The sequence below is a fragment of the Pseudoalteromonas sp. SG45-3 genome (assembly GCF_014164075.1).
Lineage (GTDB): Bacteria > Pseudomonadota > Gammaproteobacteria > Enterobacterales > Alteromonadaceae > Pseudoalteromonas > Pseudoalteromonas distincta.
The window spans coordinates 1-12,940 of record NZ_JACJEN010000004.1 but is presented as its reverse complement, the minus strand read 5'-3'; the positions used below and the strand labels follow the sequence as shown (position 1 = coordinate 12,940).

11 protein-coding genes are annotated in these 12,940 nt (G+C 38.0%); 10 read left to right on the top strand and 1 reads right to left on the bottom strand.

Translation table 11 applies throughout. The features are described from left to right. Window positions 1-346 precede the first annotated feature (346 nt). A complete protein-coding gene (gene radA, locus H5126_RS06165; RefSeq protein ID WP_002958769.1) occupies window positions 347-1,732 on the top strand; it encodes a DNA repair protein RadA in 1,386 nt (461 codons plus the stop codon). Between the two features lie 75 nt (window positions 1,733-1,807). Continuing rightward, window positions 1,808-2,740 (top strand): hypothetical protein, encoded by a 933-nt coding sequence (locus tag H5126_RS06160; protein WP_002958768.1) that lies wholly within the window; start codon window positions 1,808-1,810, stop codon window positions 2,738-2,740. Between the two features lie 53 nt (window positions 2,741-2,793). On the opposite strand, the gene argE is transcribed toward H5126_RS06160, so the two are convergent. Then, complete coding sequence (gene argE, locus H5126_RS06155) at window positions 2,794-3,942, bottom strand: acetylornithine deacetylase (RefSeq protein ID WP_149602219.1); 1,149 nt, start codon at window positions 3,940-3,942, stop codon at window positions 2,794-2,796. 224 nt (window positions 3,943-4,166) lie between these two features. Here argE and argC point away from each other — a divergent pair, with 224 nt between their 5' ends. From argC to H5126_RS06115, 8 genes are all read left to right on the top strand, one after another. Further along, on the top strand, window positions 4,167-5,177 hold the full coding sequence (argC, locus tag H5126_RS06150) for an N-acetyl-gamma-glutamyl-phosphate reductase (protein ID WP_182721462.1): 1,011 nt from the start codon (window positions 4,167-4,169) through the stop codon (window positions 5,175-5,177). Continuing rightward, window positions 5,178-5,945, top strand: coding sequence for an acetylglutamate kinase (argB, locus tag H5126_RS06145; protein WP_002958765.1), 768 nt, complete (start codon window positions 5,178-5,180; stop codon window positions 5,943-5,945). A gap of 7 nt (window positions 5,946-5,952) precedes the next feature. Continuing rightward, window positions 5,953-6,885 carry an ornithine carbamoyltransferase gene (locus H5126_RS06140; protein WP_002958764.1) on the top strand — a complete coding sequence of 311 codons (933 nt, stop codon included), beginning with the start codon at window positions 5,953-5,955 and terminating at the stop codon, window positions 6,883-6,885. Beyond that, window positions 6,882-8,084: an argininosuccinate synthase gene (locus tag H5126_RS06135; RefSeq protein WP_007377844.1), complete on the top strand. Its 1,203-nt coding sequence runs from the start codon at window positions 6,882-6,884 to the stop codon at window positions 8,082-8,084. Before H5126_RS06140 ends, H5126_RS06135 begins: the two co-directional genes overlap by 4 nt. A 51-nt stretch (window positions 8,085-8,135) precedes the next feature. After that, on the top strand, window positions 8,136-10,001 hold the full coding sequence (gene argH, locus H5126_RS06130) for an argininosuccinate lyase (RefSeq protein WP_182721463.1): 1,866 nt from the start codon (window positions 8,136-8,138) through the stop codon (window positions 9,999-10,001). Window positions 10,002-10,258: 257 nt separating this feature from the next. Next, window positions 10,259-10,468: a hypothetical protein gene (locus tag H5126_RS06125; RefSeq protein WP_149602223.1), complete on the top strand. Its 210-nt coding sequence runs from the start codon at window positions 10,259-10,261 to the stop codon at window positions 10,466-10,468. Window positions 10,469-10,481: 13 nt separating this feature from the next. Continuing rightward, on the top strand, window positions 10,482-11,015 hold the full coding sequence (locus H5126_RS06120) for a hypothetical protein (protein ID WP_149602224.1): 534 nt from the start codon (window positions 10,482-10,484) through the stop codon (window positions 11,013-11,015). Window positions 11,016-11,979: 964 nt separating this feature from the next. Next, window positions 11,980-12,504 (top strand): hypothetical protein, encoded by a 525-nt coding sequence (locus H5126_RS06115; RefSeq protein WP_182695710.1) that lies wholly within the window; start codon window positions 11,980-11,982, stop codon window positions 12,502-12,504. Window positions 12,505-12,940: the final 436 nt, after the last annotated feature.

The following is a 12,940-nucleotide window of genomic DNA, read 5'->3' as shown; positions in this document are numbered from 1 at the left end:
TCTAATTGAAAAAGTAGGTATACTGTTAAGTCCATTTATTAGAAGTTCAATAAACGTTAAATCGCGCTATGTTATTAATATAGGTACAATTATTTGAGTTACTACTGTTTAGCTCTTGTTATGTATGTGTTATTTGCCATTTTATTGGCAAGTTACTTTAAACTATTACAAAGCAAAAAGTATGCCCTAAATTATAGCTAAAAAGAAACACCATGTGTATTTATTGATTGTGACGCTAGATTTTTAAGCAGGCAAGAGTTTGTTGCTAAGTAAATGCCTGAAATGGCAAAATAAGCGCTTAATAGTAAGAATTTTTTTAATTAAAGAATAGTAGGTAAAGTTATCAATGGCTAAAGCGGCAAAAGTAGAATTTGTTTGTACCGAATGTGGCATGAACTATCAACGTTGGCAGGGTCAATGTCGCTGCGGTGCGTGGAACACATTAGCGGAATTTAAGCCTTCAGCAGGGCACAGTAAAAAAGCATCAATACGAGCAAACGTTGGTGGTTATGCTGGTGGTGTTGGTGGTGGCTCTAAAAAAATCAATGATATTGCTACATCAGAGGCTGAAAAGCAGCTAACTGAAATCGGCGAGCTTGATCGCGTACTAAGCGGCGGGGTGACTACTGGCTCTGTTAATATAATTTCGGGCGATCCGGGGGCGGGTAAGACAACTTTGCTATCAGACCTAGTGGCGAGAATGTCACAACGGATGCCGTCACTTTACTGTACGGCAGAAGAATCTTTATCGCAGTTTAAAAACAGGGTAAATCGTTTAAAGTTAAACTATAACCCGGACGAGCTTTATTTACTTTCAGAAACGAGCGTTGAAACCATCATCGAAGAGCTCGAGAAAAATAAAATTAAGTTTGCTGTTATTGACTCTATTCAAGCTGTTGTAACCGATACGGCAAATGGTAGCCCAGGTTCGCCTTCGCAGGTAAAAAGCGCCGCCCAAGCATTAACTCAGTACTGTAAGCAAAATGATGTAACCATGTTCATTATTGCTCACGTAAATAAAAATAACGAAATAGCAGGCCCTCAAACACTTGTACATATTGTTGATGCGCTTTTACACATAGATACCAACGATGGGCAAATACGAACCCTTAGGGCAAATAAAAACCGCTTTGGTGATATTGATACTGTTGGCATTTTTAAAATGTGTGAACGTGGAATGTTAAGCGTTGATAATCCAAGTGAAATATTTTTATCGGGTTCAACCACCGACTCACCTGGCTCTACTATTACCTGTATTCGTAAAGGGAATCGTAATTTATTGCTTGAGATTCAATGTTTAACTACCGAAACAGAAGCTGAATTTCCGCAGCGTGTTTGTGTTGGTTTAAATATGAATCGTATAAAAATGCTGACCGGTATATTACGTAAGCATACTAAAACTAAAATATTTCACGATACGTTTTTTAATATTGTGGGTGGTTTAAGAATTGATGAGACAGAAACCTGCATCGATTTAGCATTAGTAACCGCGCTACTTAGCAGTTTAAACGAATTTGTTGTACCTCGTACCACGTGTATTATGGGAGAACTTAGCTTAAACGGCGATGTACGCCCAATAGACAGTGGTGTACCGCGTGTTAAAGAGGCTGCACAACATGGTTTTACAGAAATATATATTCCATTTCGCAATTACCATAAATCGATGGAAGGGCTAGGCGCTAAAATTACCCCTGTAAAAACCGTACATGAGTTACTTAGTTTGATTAATTAACACTTATCGGTGATGTTCTTCAGTGTTACTCTTAAGTTGAGACACTTTATAGAAAGAATTAAATAAGGAAATGACATGAAAAAATTAGTTATAGTTGCAGCTCTTGTGGCCGCAGGCGTGGGTGGTGTTAGTTACGCAAACTACGTAGCAACTCAAGAAGTGCGTGCAGAAGTAGATAAGCAACTTGCTTTAGTAAGCGAGCAAACTGGCGCTACATTTAAATACGCTGGTTTATCGGCAAGTGTTATTTCAAAGAGTGTAGAAATAACAAACATGGAAGTAATAAGCCCTGAAGGTGACAATGTTGCTAATATTCAAAGCATTGAAATAACTGGCTACGAGCCGGATAAAATATCACCACATACATCATTTGATGTAAAAAGCTTTCAGTTTGATAAAAGCTTCGTATCAAAATTACCAGCTGATACAAACGAAATGTTAGCGTCGGCAAGTTACGACTTACATTCATCACTTGATTACGATGAAGAGTCTGGCAATAGTGATGTAGTAGTTAAGCTTGATGCAAAAGACATTGTTAGTTTTAATATGGATATGGGTTTAGCTAATTCAAAAGCGTTAATGGATGCTTCATTGGCTATTAGCAAGGCGCAGCAAGAAGCGGGTGATCAACCGCTGACGTATGAGCAAGAATTACAGCAGCAAACACTTGTTATGCAAGCAATGAGTAAATTAGAGCCGCGTAATGTTAGCTTTGCCTTAAATAACCAGGGTAAATTAAAAGATTTACTCTCAAGCGAGCTTGAAAAGCAAGGTATGACGCTTGAGCAAATGGAAATGACGCTAGAGCAACAGTTACAACAAGCTCCTGTAACTGAAGATATTGCAGAGGCTTTAACTAGCTTTGCGAAAGGTTTAAATTCATTCAGTGTGTCTGCAAAGCTACCTGAAGGTAAAACTATGATGGAAATTAACCAACAAGTTATGATGCTAGTAGGGCAACCTGAAGAGCTAGTTAAGTTTATTAACTTAGAAGTTAAAGGTGATTAGGCCTTAGTTCTGTATTAATAAAGGCGCCAATTGGCGCCTTTATTGTAATCTTATTAGCTAAAGCAATTTGCTTTTATAAGATCAGTGATTATTTGTTGTGATGGTTTTATTTTTTCCATCGCTAAAAATTCATCAGGCTGGTGTGCTTGGTTAATTGAGCCTGGGCCCATTACAATCGTTTCACAACCGAGTTGCTGGATAAACGGCGCTTCAGTGCAGTAATTTACTGCGACCGCTTTTTGCCCCGCTATTTTTTCAGCCATTTTTACTAAAGCACTGTCGGTGCTCCCACTAAATGCCGGTATTGGTTCATGTAAATCAATAACGCTCACCGCATTTGGGTATTGCTGATTTATCTCTTTCGTTGCATCGAGTACTAATGCTTGTAGTTCTTGTACACTTAAACCTGGTAATGGGCGCATATCTATATGCATTTCACAGCAACCACAAATTCTATTCGCGTTATCGCCGCCATGAATATTACCTAAGTTTAATGTTGGATAAGGGATTTCGAAGTGGTTTATTGAATACTTATGCTTTAATTGTTCTTTTAAGATCATCAATTTTGTAATCACTTTATGCATTACTTCAATGGCGTTAAGACCACGTTCGGGATCGGAGCTATGCCCAGAGCGACCAACCACTCTTATTGCTGTACTCATATGGCCTTTGTGCATAAATACTGGCGTCATATCAGTAGGTTCGCCTATTATACAACGCGCAGGTTTTAAATTCGGGTGCTTACATATTTGTTGTGCACCAGCCATCGTTGTTTCTTCGTCGGCGGTGGCAAGGATTAAAATAGGCTGAGTTTGCTGCTTTTCATCAAGTTCACTAATCGCTTGTAATACAAAAGCAAAAAAACCTTTCATATCAATACTTCCTAGCCCATACAATTTGTTATCGAGTTCGGTAAGTTTAAATGGATTATGATTCCAACGACTGTCATCAAAAGGCACTGTGTCGGTATGACCAGCTAGCATTAATCCGCCATCACCTTCTCCGCGTTTTGCTAATAAATTATAGCGCCCTTTACCTCCTTCTAATTCTATAATTTCACACGTAAAACCGATTGTTTCGCACCAACTGGCTAGGAGTTCAATTACGTTTTTATTGCTCATACACAGGTTGTCTTCAATAGCACTAATAGAAGGGGCTGCAATCAATTGTTGGTACATGGAAATAAACGAAGGCAAAGGCATAAAAAAATCCAAAATTATTATTCAATTTAATTGCATAACAATATAAAAGTATTTATGATGAATATCAATTCACTTTTTAAGCATAAATATATTAAAAGTAACGCCATGAAAATAATGCGACGATAATCAAAATTCATTAATAAAAAAGACTTAATTAGCGTCTAAGCTAGTTTAAGCGAACATTATAGATAAGTAGTAATTAATTTTAAGATAACGAGTAACAAATGAATGTAGTGATTATTGGCGCAAGCGGATACAGCGGCGCAGAGTTAGCAAGTTTAGTTGCTAAGCATCCAAACTTAACTTTAACAGGCTGTTATGTATCTGAGGGTAGCTTAGATAAAAATAAATTGCTAAGTGATTTATACCCAGAGCACCTTGGCTTACTAGACTGCCCTTTACTTCCTCTTAGCGTATCAGCTTTTGATGACATTCAAAGTGATGCTGATTACGTATGCTTATGTACCGATCACAAAGTAAGTGTTGATTTAGCGCCGCAATTTTTAGCTATGGGTAAAAAGGTATTTGATTTATCTGGTGGCTATCGTTTAGCAAGCAATGACGACTACGTTACTTACTATGGTTTTGAGCATCAACATCCAGAGCTTTTAAATGAAGCGGCTTACGGTCTAGCTGAGTGGAACCATGATGCTATCGCTAATGCAAAGCTAATTGCTGTTGCAGGTTGTTACCCAACAGCAGCGCTTAATGCGCTAAAACCGCTTAAGCAAGCAGGCTTATTGAGCAGCGAAAGTATTATTATTAATGCGGTTTCGGGCGTTACAGGCGCAGGGCGTAAAGCCAGTGTAGGAACACATTTTTGTGAAGTGTCGCTTGCACCTTATGGTTTGTTTAACCATCGCCACGGCCCTGAAATTGAACAACACCTTGGCCACAAAGTGTTGTTTACACCGCACTTAGGTAGCTTTCCGCGCGGTATTTTAGAAACTATTTATGTACAGCTTAAGCCAGGCGTTACCAAGGAAAACGTTGCATCGGCTTATCAAGTACTTTCGAGCGAGCCATTAATTCGTTTATTAGGCGATAAAGTACCTTCAATTAAAGGTGTAGCTAAGCAGCCATTTGTTGATATTGGCTGGCAGCAACAAGGAACGCAGTTAATTGTGATGTCTGCTATTGATAACTTATTAAAAGGCGCTGCTGGACAAGCTTTGCAGTGTATTAATATTTCTATGAATTTAGATCATACCACTGGTTTAAGAGGAGCGTTTTAAATGAGTAAAAAAACGTGGGTAATTAAGCTAGGTGGTGCAGTACTTAATACAGAAAATGCAGCAAAAGCGTTGTTTGATGTATTAAATGAGCAAACAAATGATGAATTTGTCATTGTACATGGCGGTGGCGCTTTAGTTGATACATGGTTAAAACAAGCGGGTTTTGCCAGTGCTAAACACCAAGGATTACGTATTAGCCCAGCAGAGCAAATGCCTTATATAGTGGGTGCGCTTGCAGGTTGCGCTAATAAACAATTAATGACTCAAGCTATTAGTGCTGGGCACAAGCCTGTCGGCTTAAGTCTTTTTGAGGCAGGTGTTACTGCCACTCAAAAGCTAAAAGCGCTTTGCTTAGTGGGTAAATGTAAAAGCAACGACGATTCTATTGTTAATGATTTACTTAAAATAGGTCGCCTACCGATTGTTAGCTCTATAGGCTTTGATGAGCAAGGGCTTTGGTACAACGTAAATGCAGATGAAGCTGCAGCGGCTATTGCTAGTAACTTAAATGCTGAGCTTATTTTTATGACGGATGTTGAAGCAGTGCTTGACGAAAATAAACAGCCGTTACATCAACTTGACACAAAACACATTGATACTTTAATTACAAATGGAGTAATTGTGGGCGGGATGGAGGTCAAAGTTAAGACCAGCCTTCACGCTGCCCAACATTTACGACGCGGTGTGTATATTTCCAGCTGGCAAAAGCCAGAAAATTTAACTGCTCTGCTACAAGGCGAGCATGTCGGAACTAAGATTACACCATAGGTTTATTATGTTTGAGAATTTTTTAACGGGTTTAGAGTTAGACCAAGAAGGCGCACTTAATTTATTAAAGTTAGCGCAAGATATAAAAGCAAAACCAGAAAAATACAGCAATGTATTAGCGGGAAAATCAATCGTAACATTGTTTGAAAAACAAAGTTTACGTACTCGCTTATCGTTTGATATAGGTATTAACCGTCTTGGTGGCCATGCAGTTTATTTAGATCAGCAAAATGGCGCTATGGGTGCACGTGAATCAATTAAAGATTTCGCACTTAATATTTCTACTTGGGCTGATGGTATTGTTGCACGCGTAAATCAGCACAGCACATTAACTACATTAGGTGAATACGCATCAGTACCGGTAGTAAATAGTTTGTGTGATTTATACCACCCATGCCAAGCTCTTGCTGATTTTTTAACGCTTCAAGAAGTTCATGGCGATGTGAGCGAGCTTAAAGTGGCTTACTTAGGTGAGGGCAACAATGTAACTCATTCATTAATGCTTTTAGCTGCAACGCTTGGCACTGATTTTGTTGCTGTAACGCCAAAAGGCAGCTCGCCTGATTCGCAAATCCTTAAAAAGGCAGAGCAAATAGCGGCAATGAATGGCGCATCAGTGATGGTAAGTGACCGTGTTGAAGCGGCTGTTGGTGCAAACGTTGTATATGCAGATACATGGGTATCAATGGGTGATACAACACCGCTTGAGCAAGTTAAAGAAAAATATATGCCTTATCAATTAAATCAGGCATTGCTAGATCAAACAGGTGCAACTACGGTATTACATTGCCAACCGGCACACCGTGAATTTGAAATTACCTCTGAGGTAATGGATGGTCCAGCATCGAAAATTATTCAACAAGCAGAGAATCGCATGCACGCGCAAAATGCTTTGCTAGTTACATTACTAAATCCAAATTTTGTTAAGGAACACCTATGAGTTCAATTAAAAAAGTCGTTTTAGCCTATTCAGGTGGTCTTGATACATCGGCTATCGTGCCATGGTTAAAAGAAAACTACGGTTGTGAAGTTGTTGCGTTTGTAGCGGATGTAGGTCAAGGCGCAGAAGAACTTGAAGGCGTAGAAGCTAAAGCAATCGCTTCAGGTGCTTCAGAATGTTACGTAGTTGATTTAAAAGATGAAATGGTAAGTGATTACATTTATCCAACACTTAAAACGGGCTCGATTTACGAAGGTACTTATTTACTAGGTACGTCTATGGCGCGTCCTATTATTGCTAAAGCACAAGTTGAAATTGCACGTAAAGTAGGTGCTGATGCACTTTCTCATGGTTGTACTGGTAAAGGTAATGACCAAGTTCGTTTTGAATCATGTTTTGCAGCCCTTGCTCCAGATTTAAAAGTAATTGCGCCATGGCGTGAGTGGGACTTATCGAGTCGTGAATCATTACTTGATTACTTAGCAGAGCGTGACATTCCGTGTTCAGCATCTGCTACAAAAATTTATAGCCGTGATGCTAACGCTTGGCATATTTCGCACGAAGGTGGTGAGCTTGAAGATCCATGGTGCCAACCAACTGAGCAAGTATGGACTTGGACTAACTCTCCAGAGCAAGCACCAGATAAATCAGAACTAGTAACTTTAAAAGTTGTTGAAGGCGAAGTGGTTGCTGTAAATGGCGAAGAACTTAAACCATATGACTGTTTAGTTAAATTAAACGATATTGCATCACCTCATGGCGTTGGGCGTGTTGATATTGTAGAAAACCGTTTAGTAGGTATGAAGTCACGCGGTTGTTATGAAACACCAGGTGGCACAGTAATTATGGCTGCGCTTCAAGCCATTGACGAGCTAGTGCTTGATAAAGCAAGCCGTAAATGGAAAGAAGTACTAGGTGGTGAATTTTCACATTTAGTGTACGACGGACGTTGGTTTACACCACTTAAAGATTCTATTTTAGCCGGTGCAGAAGCACTTTCTAAAGTGGCAACAGGTGAAGTGGTACTTAAGCTATATAAAGGTCAAGTAACTGCGGTTCAAAAGCAATCACCAAATAGCTTATACAGCGAAGCATTTGCTACATTTGGCGAAGATGATGTATATGACCAGTCACACGCTGAAGGCTTTATTCGTTTATTCTCGCTTTCAAGCAGAATTTCAGCATTGGCTAAAAAGTAAATTATTTATAGCCCCTTATAAAAGGGGCATTACAGGGTTTGGAGAGATTTCATGGCATTATGGGGCGGACGTTTTTCTACGGGTCCAGATGAGGCGTTTAAGCAATTTAACGACTCTCTTCCCTTTGACTACCAGTTAGCAGAGCAAGATATTATTGGCTCTGTGGCATGGGCTGGTGCACTTGAACAGGTAAATGTACTTTCAAGTGATGAGCATACAAAATTAGTTGCTGCATTAAATGAGCTACTTGAAGAAGTTAAAGCTGATCCACAATCAGTTGCTACTTCAGGTGCAGAAGACATTCATTCACATGTTGAAGCTGCTCTAATTGGAAAAGTAGGTGATTTAGCTAAAAAATTACATACAGGCCGAAGCCGTAATGACCAAGTTGCCACCGATTTTAGACTATGGTGCCGTGATACAGCCGATCATTTACTAGATGCCATTGCACAGCTAAAAGGCGAATTTGTAGTGCTTGCAGAGCGAGAGCTTGGCACAATATTGCCAGGTTACACGCATTTACAGCGCGCACAACCAGTATTGTTTAGCCACTGGTGTATGGCGTATGTAGAAATGCTAGAGCGCGATGAAAGCCGCCTGCAAGATGCTAAAGCGCGCATGAATTTTTGCCCATTAGGCAGTGGTGCATTAGCAGGTACAGCTTATCCGATTGATCGCCAAGCATTAGCCCACGGATTAGGTTTTACAGCGGCTACAAAAAATAGCCTTGATGGCGTATCTGATCGTGACTTCGTGTTAGATCTTTTAAGTTGTGCGTCTATTTCGATGATTCACTTATCTCGTATGTCTGAAGATCTGATTTTTTATAATTCGGGTGAAGCCGGATTTATAGAGCTTGCTGATAACGTCACGTCAGGCTCATCGCTCATGCCTCAGAAAAAAAATCCTGATGCACTCGAGCTTATTCGCGGTAAAACCGGACGTGTATTTGGTGCATTTAGCGCTATGATGATGACATTAAAAGCGTTGCCACTTGCATACAATAAAGATATGCAAGAAGACAAAGAAGGCCTGTTTGACGCTATGCCAACATGGCTTGCATGTATTCATATGGCGCAAGCGTGTATTAAAGGCGTAAAAGTAAATGGTGATAAAACGTTAGCAGCGGCAAAAGGCGGCCACGCTAATGCCACTGAACTTGCTGATTACTTAGTTGCTAAAGGTGTGCCATTTAGAGAAGGGCATCACATTGTGGGTGTACTTGTACAGCTTGCGATTAGCGAAGGTAAAACGCTTGAGGAGCTATCACTTGAACAGTACAAATCAGTAAACACTGTATTTGAAGACGATGTTTACCCAGTACTTGAAATTGATGCTTGTATAAAAGCGCGTCAAGCGCTTGGCGGAACGTCTATTGAGCAAGTAACTAACGCTGTTAAAGAAGCCAAAAAAAAACAGCAAATAACGGTACGTGATGCAAATTTAGATGATGTAGAGGCAATTGCCACACTTATACAGCACTGGGCAACGGTAGGCGAAAACCTGCCTCGTGCAAAAAGCGATATGGTGCACTCCATTAACGAGTTTGCCGTTACTGAAATAAATGGAAAAGTGTCAGGTTGTGCATCGTTATACATTTACGATACCGGCCTTGCTGAAATACGCTCATTGGGTATAGACCCAAAAAGTAAAGTGACGGGGCAGGGTAGACAGCTTGTAGAGCACCTACTTGCTAAAGCCAAAAAATTGGCACTTAACCGAGTTATTGTATTGACCCGTGTCCCCGATTTCTTTGAACAACAACGTTTTACTTTTTGTAGCAAAGACTCTTTGCCTGAAAAAGTAATGAAAGATTGTGAACTTTGCCTTCGTAAAGAAAATTGTGACGAAGTAGCAATGGAATATATTTTGAAGCTAAGTACACGTGCGGAGATCCCGTGTAAATACGTAGCTTAAACTCCCTGGATACAAAAAACGTACGGTTATCCCTGTGCGTTTTTTTATATTTGCAGCAAACTGGTCGGAGCTGTTTGGTTTGATTATATTTTTGAGTGAATTTTAATGCGTCAAAAAAAGTTGGCACATTGGTTGCTATGATAAGATAGATAGCAAAATAGCTATCACTGCTTAAAACAGGTAATGCATTTATCTACATAATAATGTGGTTAAAAGTTGCACCAAATATAATTAAAACTTTTACAAGGATCAATCACATGCAAGTTTCAGCTAATAGCCAATTACAAATGCAAGCATACAACAAAACACAACAATTAAAGCCTGCAATGGAACAAACTGCTAGCCCTAAAACCCTGCAATCTGATACAGTAAGCTTCTCACAAGAAGCGATGACTGCTGCGAGTAATGAATTACAGCGTGGTGGCGCTGCAATCCTTTCAGGTGGTTCAGGCACTCGCCCTAAGTAATACAAGGTATTGAATGTTTTTAGCTGAGTTTTTTGGTTTGTTTTCGCTGTCAGCCTTCTCAATGTGGGCTTTTTTGATGGCATTCTTTTTTAATATCTTTGTATATAGCTTAGATGTTAAAAGGGATACCACACTATTGCTCAGCTCATTCATTATGATGATTTCCTATACTGCAACAGATTATATATTTACTTGGCTTTCATATTACGATACGACTTATTTTGATTGGGCAATTTACGACATATCTACAATTTTATGCTTAGCTATCGCATTTTTATTTATCAAAAAAACTACACCTTCATTTTTATACCTACTTATAGGTCTTTCTGTTAATTCTATATTTTTCTTATTGATGTATTTAGATGTGTATATTAATAAAAATCTTGAATCTTGGTGGTTTTGGAGTGTTTATCAGTTTTCTGTAAATATTATTGATTTTTTAATGGTCGTAGCTCTCATTGTAGATAGAGACTTTTTAGGTCTACACGGTATAAAAAGAAAATTAACTCGATTGTTTAAAACGAGTAAAACACAACCAACAACGTAACTAAAATGTACGTTACTGAACCCCTTATGGTTTATGTACAAGCCTTCACTCAGTGGGGCTTTTTAATGGCCTTTCTGTATTGTTTGACCTCTACGATAAATAAAGAAAATAAGTCTCCTGTTTATTTATCTGCGCTTATGCTCTGCTCATATGTTTCTAGTGGTTATATAGACTTATTAGAAGGTTTATATTTAAACTCGATGCTCTACGATTTTGTTACTATTTTAGCTTTATTAATTTTAGAGCACTTTAAAGTACTTCACCGCTCTATGGCTTTTCACTTCATCATCTTTGCGTTAATAATAAATGCTGTGCTTACCTTAATATTACATTACGATCTATACGTCTTGTATAACTATGAGCCTTGGTGGTATTGGAGTGTTTATTCTGTTGGTGTAAATATGTTCGATGTTTTAATGATTCTGTCACTAGTATTCAACAAAAATCTCAAAAATAATGGATAATATTCTAGTTAATCCAGCCATTTCTTTTTACATAGGTGCATTTGTACAGTGGGGCTTTTTAATGGCTTTTTTGTACTCATTAGTTATAAGTATTAACAAACCTAGAAAAGAAGCTGTATGGTTATCATTTGTTATGTCAATTTCTTACTCCCCAAGCCTGTTTATAGATATACAACACATATCGTATCTTCAGCTCTTTTTGTTTGATATAACAACTATTTTCGCCATTATTATTTTAAGGTTGTTCATTATTGAAAATCTTATATCGATTTACTTGTTGTTAGGGTTGATTATAAACTCATCATTATTTCTTGGTATGTATATAGATGTGTCAGTTTTTAATAATTACGAACCTTGGTGGTTTTGGTTTTTTTATTCAATTGTTGTTAATTTAGCCGACTTTATGATGCTAGCTATATTTTTTATAAACAAAGATTTTTTAGCTTTAGCTGCAATTAAAATATGGTTCCACAATAGTATTATGAAAAGGAATAGAAGTAGTGGCTGATATACTTTGGGGTCTGGTAGATTTAGGATACAACGTAGCAATACTATTTACATGGTTCTTCCTAATCGCATTTTTATATAATCTATCAGCGAGTATTAATAAAAATGACAAAAGTAGAGCGCATCTTTCATTTATAATGATGGTTTCATATATATCTAGTCTTTTTATGGATCCACTGATTGAAAATCCTCACCTAAATTACTTCTATTATGATCTTGCTACTATTAGCGCCCTGATACTTTGGCGATTTATATATAAAAAATTAGTACCAATTGCTTTTGACTATTTAATTGTAGGGCTTTTTATTAATGCATGTTTATTTTTAGGTATGCATTACGATATTGAAATTGCAGGTACTCTTTACTATTGGTGGTTTTGGACAGTTTATATTTTTGGAATGTATTTTGTCGACTTTACAATGGCATTGGTATTAATCATCAATAAGGATATTTTAGGTTTGTATAAACTAAAAGGGTGGTTGCGAAATAATAAATTCATAAAGGGGCATGATGGCTGACATACTGTGGGATCTGGTAGCGATTAGAGATTATGTAGGTATATTTATTACATGGTTCTTTGTAATTGCATTTCTTTATAATTTGTCAGCAAGCATAAACAGTCCCTATAAAAATACAATGTACCTTTCTGGTATTATGATGATTTCGTATACCTTAAGTACACTGTTCGATATGGTTATAGTGTCTCACTTAAACTATTTTTACTTCGATATTGTAACTCTAATTATTATTTTTACGTTTCGGTACTGCAGTTGTGGCCCAATTCCTAACGCATTTTATTATCTTGTTTTTGGTTTGAGTATTAACGCATTGAATCGCCCCGTGTTTGCCAGAGACTCAATAACTTGAGAAACTGGAACTATGAAAAAATCAAATCGCTATACATCAGAATTTCGTGAACGTGCAATTAGGCTTGTTACCACACAACAGCATGAA